Source organism: Paraburkholderia haematera, assembly GCF_905220975.1.
Taxonomy (GTDB): domain Bacteria; phylum Pseudomonadota; class Gammaproteobacteria; order Burkholderiales; family Burkholderiaceae; genus Paraburkholderia; species Paraburkholderia haematera.
In genome coordinates, this window is sequence record NZ_CAJNBK010000038.1 from 1 (window position 1) to 15,411 (window position 15,411).

The 15,411-nt window shown below is 62.7% G+C and carries 10 protein-coding genes; 3 read left to right on the forward strand and 7 right to left on the reverse strand.

What is annotated here, in order from left to right; translation table 11 throughout:
* Positions 1–885 precede the first annotated feature (885 nt).
* Positions 886–2,541, reverse strand: a complete 1,656-nt coding sequence (locus tag KHO23_RS32615) for a Na+/H+ antiporter (protein WP_211616905.1) — start codon at positions 2,539–2,541, stop codon at positions 886–888.
* 385 nt (positions 2,542–2,926) lie between these two features.
* On the opposite strand from KHO23_RS32615, the gene KHO23_RS32620 reads away from it, so the two are divergent.
* Positions 2,927–4,195, forward strand: a complete 1,269-nt coding sequence (locus KHO23_RS32620; protein ID WP_211616907.1) for a sensor domain-containing phosphodiesterase — start codon at positions 2,927–2,929, stop codon at positions 4,193–4,195.
* Between the two features lie 183 nt (positions 4,196–4,378).
* Positions 4,379–5,110 carry a copper homeostasis protein CutC gene (locus tag KHO23_RS32625; RefSeq protein WP_211616909.1) on the forward strand — a complete coding sequence of 244 codons (732 nt, stop codon included), beginning with the start codon at positions 4,379–4,381 and terminating at the stop codon, positions 5,108–5,110.
* A 162-nt stretch (positions 5,111–5,272) separates the two neighbouring features.
* Here the strand turns inward: KHO23_RS32625 and KHO23_RS32630 are convergent, their stop codons facing one another.
* The 4 genes from KHO23_RS32630 to KHO23_RS32645 form a co-directional block, all read right to left on the reverse strand.
* On the reverse strand, positions 5,273–8,860 hold the full coding sequence (locus KHO23_RS32630; RefSeq protein ID WP_211616911.1) for an indolepyruvate ferredoxin oxidoreductase family protein: 3,588 nt from the start codon (positions 8,858–8,860) through the stop codon (positions 5,273–5,275).
* A 346-nt stretch (positions 8,861–9,206) separates the two neighbouring features.
* On the reverse strand, positions 9,207–10,697 hold the full coding sequence (locus KHO23_RS32635; RefSeq protein ID WP_211616913.1) for a YfcC family protein: 1,491 nt from the start codon (positions 10,695–10,697) through the stop codon (positions 9,207–9,209).
* 13 nt (positions 10,698–10,710) lie between these two features.
* On the reverse strand, positions 10,711–11,481 hold the full coding sequence (locus KHO23_RS32640) for an IclR family transcriptional regulator (protein ID WP_211616915.1): 771 nt from the start codon (positions 11,479–11,481) through the stop codon (positions 10,711–10,713).
* Between the two features lie 49 nt (positions 11,482–11,530).
* Positions 11,531–12,424, reverse strand: a complete 894-nt coding sequence (locus KHO23_RS32645; protein ID WP_211616917.1) for an N-formylglutamate amidohydrolase — start codon at positions 12,422–12,424, stop codon at positions 11,531–11,533.
* Between the two features lie 395 nt (positions 12,425–12,819).
* Between KHO23_RS32645 and KHO23_RS32650 the strand changes: the two genes are divergently transcribed.
* The gene (locus KHO23_RS32650) at positions 12,820–13,926 is read left to right on the forward strand and encodes a porin (protein ID WP_211616919.1); all 1,107 of its coding nucleotides are present in this window, start codon (positions 12,820–12,822) and stop codon (positions 13,924–13,926) included.
* Between the two features lie 164 nt (positions 13,927–14,090).
* Here KHO23_RS32650 and KHO23_RS32655 read toward each other — a convergent pair whose 3' ends face one another.
* Positions 14,091–15,062: an ion channel gene (locus tag KHO23_RS32655; RefSeq protein ID WP_211616921.1), complete on the reverse strand. Its 972-nt coding sequence runs from the start codon at positions 15,060–15,062 to the stop codon at positions 14,091–14,093.
* Between the two features lie 82 nt (positions 15,063–15,144).
* Positions 15,145–15,390, reverse strand: coding sequence for a hypothetical protein (locus KHO23_RS32660; RefSeq protein ID WP_211616924.1), 246 nt, complete (start codon positions 15,388–15,390; stop codon positions 15,145–15,147).
* Positions 15,391–15,411 lie beyond the last annotated feature (21 nt).

The window sequence follows — 15,411 nt, forward strand, 5'->3', positions numbered from 1 at the left end:
GGCTCGAGGCACTCTAGGCAGACGAGCTGACTGTCCATGTGGCGACAACTGATCGGGTCGACGCCACAGGAGGGAATATACAAGTAGGCAAAAGAAAGCGGCTCAAACCGCAAGCTCATAAGCGGGTCCCTCGCGCAGTCGCGGTAGTGGTGCGTCTGGAATCCGTGTTCTCGCACATTCAGCCTTAGTGACAAGGCCGTCATACCTCCGGCGGCGCTGCGCGCGCCGACGCGGTACTTCATTGGACCGTCCGCCATTTTATACGCTTAGCAAAACTTATTAAAGCCGCCTGCGTTGTGCAATACAAGTTGCACTTCATAAAGCTGCCGGCTGTACCTGCTGCTCGCGGCACTTCGCCAAACGGCCTGCCGTATTTGATACTCAGGGTACCGAACTAAACTGCCTGGGGTATTCGATGCCTATGACACTTCGAAAGGTTGCTTGCCGTTTTCAGTGCACGTCGCACTTCGTATGCCGTTAGCTATGTCTGGGGGGCGGGGCCATTACGGAACGTCGGGTGTGTTGGCAATTCGCCGAGGCGTAGCCGATGGCCCCCTCCACGTCCAAGCGAAGCCCCGTGTTTCCGATGAGCTCTTCCGGCGAGCGCGTAGTGCGAGGCGGGAAGCATGACTGCTTTGTCACTGACGCTGAATGTGCGAGAACACAGATTCCAGATGCACCACTACCCCCTCCGAGCCGGGGGACCCGCTTAAAAATTAGCGGTGTGAGCCGCTTTCTTTTGCCTACTTTTCTTTGCGGCAGGCAAAGAAAAGTAGGTGCCGCCCCGCACAGGGGCAACGCTAATAAACCGATAAGAATTCAAGGAAAGGCCAACCCCGCAGGCAAACAAAAAAAGCGCCACGCAGGCAACCAAAAAACAACCCTTCACTTCCTCCGAACAGTCAACGCGGTCTCCGCCAAATCCACCTCCCGCATGAGCTTATTCAAAGTCTCATCATTAATCTCCTGCGAACTTCGCATCGCCAGCAGCGCCTTCCGCTCAGCCCGCATCGCGGCCAATTTCATTCGAAACTCAAGCGCATCGGCACGGCGCGCCATCTCACGTGGCTCCTGCTCCTCATCGAGCGTGGCGAGCCGGCGCCGATACACATCCATCACTCTCGCGGTGACATCCGCAGCATAAGCCGATGCCGACTCATCAAGATCCGCACACTCAGCATCGTGCACCTCGTCGACCGCGCGAATCGCCGCTTGCGCCGCCGTCGTGCGCGCCAGTGCTTCCTCCGCGGCATGCGGATCCTTGCTCCGCCGCCAACCCATCAACAACAAGGGCAACGCCACCACCGCCACCAGCAGCGATAAAAGAATCACCCCCGATGCAATGAAAATCGCCAAATCCCGTCCCGGCAGCGGTGTGCCCCCCGGCAACACCTCGGGCAGCGACAACACGCCCGCCAGCGTCACCGCGCCACGCACGCCGGCCACCGTCATCACTGTCACCGTGCGCAATCCGGGCACGGCGTTCGCCACACCGTGCTTCGCCGCGCCACGGCTCGCGAACCAGCGCAGCAGCCATACCCACACGAAGCGCAGCGCGTAAAGCGCCGCCGCCACCGCGGCGATGTAACCGATCAGCAGCCACACCTGCACGTTGCTGGTCTCGTGCGCGTCGAGCAGCGCACGGCCGAGAATGTGCGGAAACTGCAGACCCAACAGAATGAACACCATGCCGTTGAAGACGAACTCGATCATCGTCCACGTGCTGTTCGCACGCACGCGCGACGACACCGGCCCGACGTTCACAATGCTCGCGTAGTTCATCATCATGCCGGCCGAGACCGCGGCCAGAATGCCCGACCACCCGAAACGCTCGGCGATCAGATACGCGGCGAACGGAATCAACAGCGTCATCACCACGCCCGGCGCGGGATCGCCTTCTTCGGTGAGACTCAGAAAACGCGCCGACACAAAGCTGAACACCCAGCTCACCGCGGCGCCCGTCGCAAGACCGCCCAGGGCGATGATCACGAAGCTGATCGACGCGTCGCGCAGCGAAAACACACCTGTCAGCGCTGCGGCAATCGCGAACTTCAGCGCGACCAGGCCCGACGCGTCGTTCATCAGCGCCTCGCCTTCAAGGAAATGCATCAGCCGCCCAGGAATCTTGCCTTTGCCGACAATGCCGGAAAGGGCCACCGCATCAGTCGGCGACAGCACCGCGGCCAGCGCGAATGCCACCGGCAGCGAGATCGACGGCACCAGCGCATGGACGAAGTAGCCGACTGCCAGCACCGTCATGAAAACCAGGCCGAGTGCAAGCATCAGAATGGAGCGGCGCGCCATGAACAATTCGCGCTTGGGAATACGCCATCCATCCGCGAACAGCAGCGGCGGAATGAACAGCATCATGAATATTTCCGGATCGAAGGTGACGTGCAGCCCGAGCCTCGGCCACGCGAGCAATGCGCCAATCGCGATCTGGACCAGCGGCAGCGGCAAGGCAATCGGCAGCATCCGGACAACGACGCCGGAAGCGGCGACAGCCAGCAAAAGAATCAGTACGGTAAAGACAATTTCCATCGGTCTATTTCTGAAGATATAACGGTGCCTCCTCGGCGAATGACGACGATGCCGTCGCAACTCGGCCAAGAGGCGTGCTTGAGGCGCAAGGCCGAAGTTTAGCCCGGCGAGGCAGCGCGTCATCGTTAACCCTGCAAGACCCTGACGCGCGCACCTGGCAAACGCCCCCGGTAAGGTGATGCACATAAAAGGTGCGTGTCACGCCCGCGGGCGGCGCATGGCCCCTGTCGCCGGTGCAAGCAGACACGCAAATTTCATTCGAATGTGCGCCAGCGTGCGCACGGAGCTTGCTTAAGAGATATCGATGACGCACATTTTGGGAATCGGTGCCGAGGTTGTTCGCTTCCGCGTTCGGACCGGCCCGGCTCTCGCGTGAGAGGATTGCATGACGATTGCGCAACAGGAAAGGACGGCCAGCGCGCCGCATGGTTTCGATGTCGAGGTGACGTCGGGGCTCGAACGTTTTTCGGCGCAGCACGGCGAGCTGACGTTGACCAGCGTATTTCAACCGATTTTCAGCCTGTCGCATATGCGGGCGGTCGGCTACGAGGGGCTGCTGCGCGCGCACGACGCGCTCGACCGGCCCGTGTCGCCGCTCGACGTTTTCGGCGATGCGGCGCGTCTGGGCGACGTGCTGCAAGTCGACCGGCTCGCCCAGACCTTGCATCTGGAGAACTTCAAGGTGCTTGGCGCGGAGCGCGAATGGCTGTTTCTGAATGTCCATCCCGGCGCGCTCACCGATCCCTATCTCGCCGCCGCTTTGCTGGCCAGCCTCCGGCGGCTCGACCTGCCGCCGCGGCGGATCGTGCTCGAGGTGCTCGAACAACGCGCGGAAGATCTCGAACGTCTCGCCGACGCGGTGCGCCAGTTCCGTGAGCGCGGCTTCCTGATCGCACTCGACGACTTCGGTGCGGGCCACTCGAATGTCGAACGGATCTGGCAATTGAATCCCGATATCGTGAAGCTCGACCGCATCATGCTGTCGCACGCCGCGCATCGTGCGGATATGGCGACGATCCTGCCGGGGCTGGTGGCGTTGCTGCACGAAGCGGGCAAGCTCGTGCTGATCGAAGGCGTCGAAACGGAGCATGAAGCGCAGATGGCGCTCGCCTGCGACGCGGACTTCGTACAGGGTTTTTTCTTCGGCAGACCGAATCCCGGCCCGGCCGACGCGGCGCAAGCCATGACTTGCATCAGCGAAGTCACCGACCGCTATCGCGATCAGGCCGAAGCGCGCGAGCGCCGCAATGCAAGCCGGCTCGCCCCGTACCTGCGGGCGTTCGAGCGTGCTGCTGAGCGGCTCGCCGCCGGCGAACCGCTCGAGGAAGTGTGCTGGAATTTTCTCGCGCTCGACCATGCGGCGCGCTGCTTCCTGCTCGACGCGAAGGGCAGGCAGGCGGGCCGCAACGTCGTGTTGCGCGCCGATCGCGCGGCGCATGAAACGCGCTTTTTGCCGCTTGCCGATGCGCAAGGGGCGAACTGGCTGCGTCGTCCGTATTTCCGCGCGGCGATCAGCGCGCCGGAACGCGTACATGTGACGCGCCCGTATCTGTCGATCAACGAGGCGTTGCCGTGCGTGACGCTGTCGGTGGCGACGCGTGTCGGTGACCAGACGTGCGTGCTGTGCGGCGATATCGATTGGGTCGAGGAATAGCGGCTCTGATGGTTCGGCTGGGACAGCGACCAGTGGCTCCCCGGTTAAGGATCGACTGGGTCGAGAAATAGCGATCCGGACGGTCCGACTGGCAGCGTGAATTAGCGGTTCTGGTGGCTCAGATTTAGAGGGCGCGCGGCGGTTCTGAGATCATGTCGTTTTTAACGACACCCGGCCGCGCTTATGTCAGTCCTACTCGAAGTCATCGCCACGACCGTTGCCGACGCCCGGCTTGCCGTACAGGCGGGTGCGAATCGCCTTGAACTCGTCACCGCGATGGGCGAGGGGGGGCTCACGCCGAGCATTGGGCTGATCGAAGCGGTGGTCGCAGCCGTTGAGATCTCCGCGGCCGGCGTTCCGGCGGCCGGCGTACCGGTCAACGTGATCGTGCGGCCGCATAGCCGCTCCTTCGTCTACGACGCCGACGACTACGCCGTGATGCTGCGCGACGTGCGTGCAGTCAAAGCGGCCGGCGCGAACGCTGTAGTGATCGGCATGCTGACGGCCGACGGCGAGATCGATCACGAAGGCCTCGCGCGCGCAATCGATGCGGCCGATGGGCTGCCCATCACCTTCCACCGAGCGTTCGACGAAACGCGCGATCTGCAAAAATCGCTCGACGTGCTGCTCGGTTTCGATGCCGTGACGAACGTCCTGACTTCAGGCGGAAAACCTTCGGTACTGCAGGCGGAATCGATCATGAGCGATCTCGTACGGCAAGCGGCCGGCTCACACTGTACGGTGTTGGCAGGCGCGGGTTTGACCGTCGACGCGGTCGCTGGCTTCGTGAGCGCGACGCAAGTTCAAGCGGTTCACTTCGGTTCGGGCGTACGCGTTGGCGGCAACGGTCTTGCACCCGTCGATGCGACGAAAGTCGCGCAGGTGAGAGCCATCCTGGACGCAACGCGAAGCTAGATCATCGAGAAACGACCCGCTCCATCGGACGCAACGCGCAATAAAACTATCGCTCAAAAAATCAGCGCTGCTGAACGCCACGCATAGCCCAACCATCAGGCAAAAAAATGCCGCTTCGAGGTTCAACCCGAAGCGGCATTTCTCATCCACGCAGCGAAAGATTTACTTCGCGACGACCACCGGGATGCCGCGCAACTGCCCGGCGCCCTTCACCTCTTCCAGCGACTTCTTCACCGAAGCGCCCGTCGCCGCTTCGATCTGCAAGCGTGCCGCGAGATCGCGCTCGCCGCGCTTCACACCGGCCAGATTTGCCAGCTTCACGTGACCATAACCGCGTACACGCGCATGCAGATCGGCGAGCTTCGCGACGTCTTCGAGCGTGTCCGCGTTGAGCGTCGAGAACGCGCGTTGCATTGTGGTTTCGTAGTCGTCGGCAAGTTCGCGCTCCATCTTGCGTTCCAGCGTGCGCCCGAACGGATCGAGCATCGTGCCACGCAGACTGCTGAATTTCGCCATCACGCCGAGCACCGGCCACATCCATTGACCGAAAGTCTTCTTGCTCGGATTGATGCCAGGCTGCCCGCGCGTCAGCGTCGGCGGTGCGAGGTTGAACTTGATGCCGAAGTCCTTGCCCGCGACACCTTCGAATTGCGTCTCCAGTGCTTCGCGGAAAGCCGCGTCCGTATACAGGCGCGCGACTTCATATTCGTCCTTCACCGCGAGCAGACGATAGAACGTCGTCGCCACTGCCCGCGTGATGCGTTCGCTCTTTGCGTCGACCGCGGTTTCGGCACGACGCGCCGCATCGACCAGCGCGCGATAACGCTTCACATAGCTCGCGCCGCCGTACGTCTGGAGACGGCCCTCGCGATGCGCGGTCAGTTCGTCGAGCGTATCGACGCGCACCGCCTGCTTCGCCAGATGCCGTGCCTGCCACAGCGATTCCAGGGCGGCCGGGTCTTCCGCCGCCACACGCCCGATCGAAAACGCCAGCTGATTCATCTGCACCGCGACGTTGTTCAATTCGATCGCGCGCATCATCGCGGCGAACGACACCGGCACGAGGCCGAGTTGCCAGGCATAACCGAGCATCAGAATGTTCGCGCCGATCGTGTCGCCGAGAAAACGCGTGGCGAGCGCCTGGGCGTCGCACGTCGACATGCGGTCCTCGCCCGCCGCGTGGCGCATCTTGTCGATCAATGCGTCGGCGTGAAGCGTCGCGTCCGGGTTCTGCACAAAGGTCGCGTTCGGAATGGCGTGCGTGTTCACGACGATGCGCGTGCGGCCATGACGCACCGTTTGCAAGGCGTCGGCGCTCGCGCCCACCACCATATCGCATGCGAGCAGCACGTCGGCTTGTTGCGTGTCGATGCGCACCTGATTGAGCCACTCGTCACGTGCGGCAAAGCGTACGAACGACAGCACCGAGCCGCCCTTTTGCGCGAAGCCCATGAAGTCGAGCACCGACGCGCTCTTGCCTTCCAGATGCGCGGCCATGCTGATCAGTGCGCCGACTGTCACGACGCCTGTGCCGCCCACGCCGGTCACCAGAATGTCGTACGGCGCAGCGTCGAGGTGCGTCGCGGGAATCGGCAGGGCGTCGACGCGCGCAGCGAGCGCGGCCGGATCGAACGCGGCGCCTGCGGCTTTCTTCAGCTTGCCGCCTTCCACCGTGACGAAACTCGGGCAGAAGCCATTCACGCAGGAATAGTCTTTATTGCACGAAGATTGATCGATGCGGCGCTTGCGTCCCAACGCGGTCTCAACCGGTTCGACCGACAGGCAATTCGACTGCACGCCGCAATCGCCGCAGCCTTCGCAGACTTCCTCATTGATGAAGAGCCGTTTGTCCGGATCGGGAAACTCGCCTTTTTTCCTGCGACGCCGTTTTTCGGCAGCACAGGTCTGGTCATAGATCAGCACAGTGACACCGTCGGTATCGCGCAATTCCCGTTGCACGGTATCCATTTCACTGCGATGGTGGAACGTCGTGCCCTTCGGAAAGAGATCGTGGTGACCGTCGTATTTTTCCGGCTCGTCGCTGACCACGACGAAGCGCGACACGCCTTCGGCTTCCACCTGACGCGCGATCTGCGGGACCGAGATGCTGCCGTCGACAGGCTGGCCGCCCGTCATCGCGACTGCATCGTTATAGAGAATCTTGTATGTGATGGTGGTGTTTGCGGCCACCGCCTGGCGGATCGCGAGAATGCCCGAATGAAAGTAGGTGCCGTCGCCGAGATTCTGGAAGACATGGCGCGTTTTCGTGAACATTGAATGCGAGGCCCAGTCGACGCCTTCACCGCCCATCTGAATCAGGCCGGTGGTGTCGCGCTCCATCCACGACGCCATGAAGTGACAGCCAATCCCGGCATGCGCGATCGAACCTTCAGGCACTTTGGTCGACGTGTTGTGCGGGCAGCCCGAGCAGAAATACGGCGTACGTTTTACGCTATCCGCAGCATTCGAGAGGATTTGCGGCGCGACCAGATCGACCACACGCTCGCGGCGATCGAGCGCCGGCTTGTGCCTGGCGAGCCAGTTCGCGAACACCGGAAGAATGCGCGACGGCCGCAACTCACCCAGCGACGACAACAGCAACGTGCCGTCTTCGGCGTTCTTGCCGACCACGATCGGCCGCGTGCCTTGCGTGCGGTTGTACAGATAGTCTTTGATCTGTTGCTCGATGACCGGACCCTTCTCCTCGATCACGAGCACTTCGGACAAACCGGAAACGAACGCGTCGATGCGCGTCATTTCCAGCGGAAACGACAAACCGACCTTGTAGATCCGCACGCCGGCCGCTTCCAGATCGGCGACCGTCAGATCGAGCCGGCGCAGCGTTTCCATCAGGTCCAGATGTGCCTTGCCGCACGTCACGATACCCACGTTCGCATGCGGACTCGGCGCGATCCATTTGTCGATGCTGTTGGTGCGCGCGAAATGACGGACCGCGTCGAGCTTCGCGTGCATCCGCGATTCGATTGTCAGGCTGGGCAGATCGGGCCAGCGGTTATGCAGGCCGCCGGCGGGGCCTTCAAAATCCTGTGGAATCGCCCATTCGGTTTGCAGCGTATCGAGGTCGACGGTCGAACCGGATTCGACCGTTTCGGAGATCGCCTTGTAGCCGACCCACGCACCCGAGAAGCGCGACAGCGCCCAGCCATACAGGCCGAATTCGAGCATGTCGGCAATGTTCGACGGATTCACCACCGGCATGTGCCAAGCCATCAAGGCGAAGTCGCTCTGATGCGGCATCGACGACGACACGCAGCCGTGGTCGTCGCCCGCCACCACCAGCACGCCACCGTGCGGTGACGAGCCGTACGCGTTGCCGTGCTTCAGCGCATCGCCCGCGCGATCCACGCCGGGGCCCTTGCCGTACCACATCGCGAACACGCCTTCGACGGTGCGCTCGGGGTCCGATTCCACCCGCTGCGTACCGAGCACGGCGGTGCCGCCCAGTTCTTCGTTGATCGCCGGCAAAAAGCGAATATCACTCGCCGTGAGCAGTTTCTTCGCCTTCCACAACTGTTGGTCGACCATGCCGAGCGGCGAACCGCGATAGCCGCTGATGAAGCCGGCGGTGTTCATGCCGTGCGCGCGGTCGGCAGCGCGCTGCATCAGCGCAAGGCGCACCAGCGCCTGGGTGCCGGTCAGGAAGATCCGGCCGCGCGTGGCGGTGAGGTTATCGGACAGCTTGTAGTCGGCGAGAGCGGGCGTGCCGTCAATGGGCAGGCGAGCGGTCATGGGTGAGTCTCCATTGTTTTGCATCCGCGCGCCGTGGGTGGGGACCACAAAAGGTGACGCGGCGAAAGAGACTCTATTTTTTAGCGCCGATTGGAGTGGATTTTTTCTACTTGATCGCGCGAATAGCGAATGCGCGCGACGGGCCGCGCGTTTTAATGAAGTTTTGAGATGGATCTGCCACGCGGCGGACGGATTCGGGTATGCCCTGGTGCGTGGCGCGACGGCAGGAGTGACTTTTTTCACCCGCCCAGCTGGCCTCGTGAAAGGCGGCTGGGCGGCTAGTGCCGGCGCAAGGCACGGGTCAATGCCGCGCTGCGGGGTCGCGCCCGACGCGACCGGTTCCGCTTCAATATCCAGTCCACACCGCCAGCGCGAGCGCGCCGCCCGACAGCAACAGCAGCACCACGAACAAGGGCAGGATGAACCTGATCCACTGGCCGAAGCCGACCCGCGCGGTGGCGAGATACGCGAGCAGCATCCCGGAGGTTGGCGTCACCATGTTCGTCAAGCCGCCGCCGAGGACGAAGGCGAGTACCGAGGTCTGTCCGCTGACGCCGGACAGCTGCGCGATCGGTCCGATGATCGGCATGCTGACCGCGGCCTTGCCGGACACGGACGGAATGAACACGTCGAGCACCATCTGCACGGCCATCAAGCCGTTCGCCACCCACACCGCCGATTGGCCGCGCGCGAGCCGCGTGAAATGTTCGATCAGCGTGTCGAGCACCAGACTGTTCTGCAGAATCAGTTCAACGGATGCGGCGAGTCCGATCAGCAAGCCGGCGAGAATCATCCCCTTCATTCCGTCGACGAAAGCGTCGGCCGCGCTGCGCGAATCGAGCCTGCCCACGGCCGCCGTCACGATGCTAATGAACACGTAGAACGCGGACAACTCCACGTTGCCCCAATGCAAATCACGCGTGCCGATCACCAGCATCGCGGCGGCGACCGTCAGCACGATCAGCGTCGCCTTGTGGCGGCCCGAGAGCTTCGAGTGAGGATGCTGGTCGAGCGTCGCGCGTGCGGCGGCCAGCCGGTAGCCGCTCAAGCGGACATGGGCCAGCAGATACAGAATGCCCAGCGTCAGGAACACCACGAACACGCCGATCCGCATCGCGATACCGCTAAACAGCGGCACGCCGACGATCGGCTGCGCGACGGCGAGCGAGAGCGGATTGGTCACCGAGGCGATATAGCCGATCTTCGCGGCAATCGCGACGAGCCCCACCGCGAACAGGTTCGACAAACCGAGCCGCCGCGCCAGCACCATCACCATCGGAATGATCACGAGGTATTCGGAGATGAAGCCAAGCAGCGTGCTGCCGAGGCCGATCAGCACCATCAGCAGCGGCGCTAGTACATAGACGTTGCCCGCGGTGAGTTGCAGCAGCCGGTCGATCCCCGCATCCACCACGCCCGTTTTACGCATCACGCCGAACATGCCGCCGACGAACATCACCATGAAGATCAGCGGTGCGTTCTTGATGAGGCCATTGGGCACCGCGACGAACGCCGACACGAGGCTCGCGGGCGCCGCTTGCTCGGGCGTGCTTTTTGTGACGCTCGGCGCGACCAGCGTGGCGAGGTTATGGCTCTTCGGCACCACCTGATAGGTGCCCGGCACGACCAGCTTGTCGTGGCGCTCGAAGCGGCCGGCGTCGATCAGGTAGGTCATCGCCACGGCGGCGAGCACGACCCAGATCATCATCACCACCGGATGCAACATCTTGCCGTGGGGCTTCTTTTCATCGCTGCCGCTGCCGGGATGGCTGCCCGGCGATTGATCGTCGTCGGCGGTGGGCGCGGCGGGTGGCACAGGTGGCGTGAGCGTGGTCATGGGCGGGTTCCTGTCATGCCGGCAGTGGGTTCATCTGCGGCGCGGTATAGCCGAGCTCGGCGGAAATCGTGCGGCTGCACGCTTGCAAACGTTCGAGGTAATCGGGAATCTCGATCCGGCTGATACGCATTTCCGGCCCCGAGACGCTGATCGCGGCCACCGTTGCGCCGGTAACGTCGCGCACCGGCACCGAGATCGCTACCGCGCCGGCCGTGACTTCGCCCACGCTGACCGCATAGCTTCTGCGCGCGATCGCATCGAGTTCGTCGACGAGCTTCATCAGATCCGGTGGCTGCGGCAGTTTCTTCAGGCGTGCGAGGTATTCGGTCTTGACGGCGTCAGGTGCGAACGCGAGCAGGATCTTGCCGGACGCGCCGCTGTTGAGCGGGCGACGGTTGCCTACCGCGCCGATGGTGCGCATCTCGTGCGTGCTTTCGCAACGCGCGACGCACACCGTTTCCAGCCCTTCGCGCACACGCAGCACGACGTTTTCGTTGATCGCCTGATTGAGCACGAGCATGTGCTTTTGCGCCGAGCGCACCAGCGTGTTCTGCTGCGCGGCCGCGACGCCGATCACGAAGGCCTGCGGACCGAGCGAGTAGGTCGAGGCGCGCGTGTCCTGCACAACGAAGCGATGCAGTTCGAGCGTGCACAGCATGCGGTAAGCGCGCGATTTGTTGATGCCGAGCTGATTGGCGAGCTCGGTGACGCCGAGGCCAGGATGCTCGGCCACGTGGCTCAGCAATTTGAGCGCACTGTCGACGGAATCGACGATGTAGTTCACGGTTGTTCCTTCCTTCGGTGCTTCCGGGGTTGCTTCCGGGGGTGCTTCATCAAGCCGGGCGCGGCGCGGCAAGTTGGGCGCGGACGTACTCGGCGAGCGCGGCGACGAAGGCGTCGAGGTCGCGCTTGAGCGTGTCGAAGCCGGTGCTTTTGACGAACGCGGCTTCGTCCATATACAGCCCGCGATTCAGTTCGATCTGGATGCTGTGTCTGCGCCGCGCGGGATCGCTGACGGCCGCGAGCAGATCGCCACCCTGATACGGCTCGTTCATCTGGACGCGATAGCCCGCGCCGCTGAAATAGTCCGCCACCCATTGCGTAAAGGCGGGATCCGCGGTGGTACCGCGGCGGTCGCTGATGACGAAGTCGGGGCGCGCAGCGCCTGCGTCGACATTCATCTCGTTGCCGCGCGATTTCATCGAATGACAGTCGACGTGCCACAGCGCGCCGTGCTGCGCGTAAGCGCGCTCGGCGGCCGCACTGAGCGCCGCGCGATAGGGGCGGTAGTACGCGTCGATGCGATGCCGCACTTCGGCGACCGACAGCTTGCGGTCGTACATCGGCACGTTCGGCAAGGCGTCGCGCCGGATCAGGCCCATGCCGCGCAACGTGTACTTCTCCGGTGCGAGCGGTTCGGGCCACGGCTCGGCGAGCAGTTGCGCATCGATGTCGGTGATCGCGCGGTTCGGGTCGATGTAGGCGCGCGGGAAATGCGCGCCGATCAGTACACCGCCTTGCGCCGGCACGCCGGCCCACAGTTCGTCGACGAACGCATCCCACGAGGTACGAATCGCGGCGGCCGGCGCGGACGTGCCGAAGTCGGCCGGCAGCGCGATGCCGCTGTGCGGTGAATCGAACAGGATCGGCAGGAAAGCCGCAGTCGGTTCCGCGATGAAGAACGGCGCGCTTGCGGGCGCTGCAAAAGTGTTGCTATCGGGCGTCAAAACAAATTCCTTTCGAGTGGCCGACGCGCTTTGAAGGCCGTCGTAGCCAGAGTCAGTGGCTTGTGCGTTTTATTAAATAAAACAACGTATTAATATTTAACGACGAACGTCATTGCCGGTCAAGTGACTCGGCGAAAGCCTTGCTGTCTGGGTCGTCTATTTTGAAATCCTTTCTGGGCAAGGATTTGCGCCGTGTTGCTCAGTAAAACCCCCAGCGCCGAGGTTGATCGTCAATGCGGGCAAACCAGCATTTTTGCGACGCCTTGACCAGGCAATTTTGCATTTCGAATAATAAACAATACGTTGTTTTATTCATTAAAACAAATGATCGAAGCGTTCGGACAACAGCCGGCTTCGACGGGACCGACTCACACACTCACAACAAGGAAATGCAGATGAACAGGAAAGGTTTGGGGATGACCATGGCGCTCGCGGGGATCGGCGCGGTGCTGAGTGGCAACGCTGCGGCGCAGTCGAGCGTGACGCTGTACGGTATCGTCGACTCCGGCATTACGTACACGAGCAACCAGAAAGGCAGTTCGACCTGGCAGGCGACCGGCGGCAACGAACAGGGTACGCGCTGGGGCATGGTGGGCACGGAGGATCTCGGCGGCGGCACCTCGGCGATCTTCAAACTGGAGAACGGCTTCAACATCGAGACTGGCACGGCGAGCGCGAATGGCCGCATGTTCGGGCGTCAGGCGTGGGTGGGTGTGTCGAACCAGCGCTGGGGGACCTTCACGATGGGCCGCCAGTACAACGCCGCGCAGGATTCGCTGGCGCCGTTGCAGATCGGCGCAAGCACGTCGCTGACGCAGTACGCGCTGCATCCGTTCGATACCGACGACCTGAACAACACGTTTCGCACCGACAATTCGGTGAAATACGTGACGCCGACTTTCGCGGGCTTCCAGGGCAATGCGATGTACGGTTTCTCCAATGCGACCAACTTCGCAGCAAATCGTACCTGGAGCGTCGGCGGCACGTATGCGCAGGGTCCGGTGCGCCTGGGCGTGGCTTATGTGGTTCTCGATAACCCGGCGCTCGACACGACCGGCGCGATTCCGTCGGACAACTACTACACGTTCCTGAAGGGCATCACGAAGCAGCAGATCTGGGGCGCGGCCGGCACGTACGAATTCGGCAACGCGACCTTCGGCATGCTGTACACGACCTCGCTGTTCAATTTGCAGACGGGCGCATCGCAGCGCTTCAACAACTACGAAGGCAGTTTCCGCTATCGCTTCACACCGGCTGTGATGTTTGCCATCGGCGAAACGTACACGCAGGTTCATACGACGCAAAGCGCGAAGCCGAGCGTGCACTACCTGCAAACCAGCGCGGGCGTGCAGTACTTCCTGTCCAAGCGCACCGACCTGTATGTGAACGCGATCTATCAGCGCTCGTCGTCGAATGCGGTGGCGGCCGTTGAAGGGATCAGCAATCCGTCGAGCACGAACACGCAGGTGGTGGGCGTGGTGGGGATTCGCCACAAGTTCTGAGCGGGCGAGAGGAGGGAGGCGCGGTACTTCGGCATGCGTCGCGGCATGATTCGTGCAGCCGCGCCGAACTGGACGGTCCGATCGCGTAGTGCGAACTGCGCAATCGGCGCTACGTAGTCGAGCTGCGCTGTCTCTCAAGCGCAGCCCGGCCGATGCTGCGTGGCCTAAGTCGCGGACGCTTTCGCCGTAGACGCGGCGACCGGCGCGGAGTCGAGTGGCACGACCTCGTTGAAATGCGAGTAATCGATGTGACTCACGCCATCTTCCTCGCGCATGATGTCGACGAACCGGTGTTGCCAGCGGATCTGCTCGCAGGGCCACGTGTAGCGCGCCTGCATGGTTTGCGAGGTCGATTCGTCGACCCCTTCGAGCGTGAGCAGCAGCGACATGTCGCGGCCCTTGAGCGTTTCGGCGGTTTCGCCGAACAGCGGGCTGCTTTCGTCGATGGTGTGCATCAGGACCCAGCCTAGTTTGAACACGGGATGCTGGTCGCGCACCAGCGTCAGATCGTAGAGTTTGCGCAGCGTAAAACCTTCGGCGGTGGTCTCCAGCCGCATGATGCGCAGCTTCGCACGCGCTTCGGCGATCACGTTCTGACGTGCGTTGGCGGCGCGCACCATCAGCGTCATGCGGCCCTCGAGCGGCCGCACGACCGCGTAGCGGGCGAACATGATCTTGGCGTGCGGGCGTGAGAAGCGCGCGAAGATCAGCCCGGTCGCCAACGCGATGCTGGACATGCCGACAAAGATCTCCAGCGTCGCGATCCAGTGGGCGTAGACCGTTTGCGGGTGCATGTCGCCATAGCCCACCGTCGCAAGCGTTTCGACGCTGAAGAAAAACGCGCCGCCAAAGCCGGATGGAAACTGATTGGCGATCGGTGCGTGGCCGACCATGTAGAGCGCGGCAAACACGGTGTTGAGCAGCAGAAACAGGACCCCGAGCGAGACGAAAAACGTCGGCCAGCGCACGACGAGCGCGCGGTGATAGAGATCCTGCCAGAGCGGCGTCGGCATGCCGTGCGCGATCACTACGCGATCGTCCAGGCGCAATTCCCGGCTGCCGCGCGCGCGACGTTTATGCGCCGGCGTTTCGTCGTCGCCGATGCCGGGAAGGCGGTCTGACTGTTCGGTGGCCATCGCGTGCTCGTCAATATGAAAACGCGCAAAGCGTAGCACGCCGCCTCGCGCGAGCGTGCCGACCGATGTATCTGTTTTGCGACTACGGAAAAGCCCGCGGCTTCGGAATGCCGGCGCCGTGTTCGATGTCGTCGACGGCTTGCTGGTGCGCTGCGGCGATGGCTTCGGCTTCGTCCCCGTAGCCATTGTCGCCGCCTACGGTGGTCCACGGCTTGACGGCTTTCTCGCGATGCCGGATTTCGTATTCCGCGTCCCAGCGTGCGCCGTTGAGTTCGAGAGGGCGGACGTGAATCGAGTACACGCCGTAGAGGAAGAGCTGTTCAGCCATGGTCGCCTCCAGCCGGTTGAT

Bases quoted from the DNA above. Each gene is read 5' to 3' on its own strand.
- KHO23_RS32615 (WP_211616905.1), bottom strand. From the start codon at position 2,541: ATGGAAATTGTCTTTACCGTACTGATTCTTTTGCTGGCTGTCGCCGCT.
- KHO23_RS32620 (WP_211616907.1), top strand. From the start codon at position 2,927: ATGACGATTGCGCAACAGGAAAGGACGGCCAGCGCGCCGCATGGTTTC.
- KHO23_RS32625 (WP_211616909.1), top strand. From the start codon at position 4,379: ATGTCAGTCCTACTCGAAGTCATCGCCACGACCGTTGCCGACGCCCGG.
- KHO23_RS32630 (WP_211616911.1), bottom strand. From the start codon at position 8,860: ATGACCGCTCGCCTGCCCATTGACGGCACGCCCGCTCTCGCCGACTAC.
- KHO23_RS32635 (WP_211616913.1), bottom strand. From the start codon at position 10,697: ATGACCACGCTCACGCCACCTGTGCCACCCGCCGCGCCCACCGCCGAC.
- KHO23_RS32650 (WP_211616919.1), top strand. From the start codon at position 12,820: ATGAACAGGAAAGGTTTGGGGATGACCATGGCGCTCGCGGGGATCGGC.
- KHO23_RS32655 (WP_211616921.1), bottom strand. From the start codon at position 15,062: ATGGCCACCGAACAGTCAGACCGCCTTCCCGGCATCGGCGACGACGAA.
- KHO23_RS32660 (WP_211616924.1), bottom strand. From the start codon at position 15,390: ATGGCTGAACAGCTCTTCCTCTACGGCGTGTACTCGATTCACGTCCGC.